The 256-nt window shown below is 66.4% G+C and carries 1 pseudogene; it reads left to right on the top strand.

The annotated features are described in order from the left end of the window. Nucleotides 1-19: 19 nt before the first annotated feature. Nucleotides 20-256, top strand: a pseudogene (locus QQA02_RS11620) (HNH endonuclease signature motif containing protein); the annotation flags it as partial.

Raw genomic sequence — 256 nt, 5'->3', positions numbered from 1 at the left:
GGTAGTCGGTGAGGACAACGTGGACGCCGAGGCCTGTGGTGAGGCGTTCTCCAAGTTCCTTTCCGAGGGTGCGCCCGAGTCTGTTGTGCATGCGGTGGTCGGGGTGAGCCTGAATGAGACGGTGCGTATCGAGGACGGCGACGGTGACGACATCGAGTTGGTGGCCTCGGACGGCTCGAGGATGACCGGCAGCGAGTTTGTGGACCGGCTGATCCGCCAGGTCGGCGCCACCCGGCCTGCTGCCCAGACCGCCGGA

Origin of the sequence: Corynebacterium sp. MSK006 (assembly GCF_030232385.1) — a bacterium.
GTDB classification, from domain to species: Bacteria; Actinomycetota; Actinomycetes; order Mycobacteriales; family Mycobacteriaceae; genus Corynebacterium; species Corynebacterium frankenforstense_A.
Note: the sequence above shows the minus strand (reverse complement) of the source record. Positions and strands in the feature narration are given on the sequence as shown.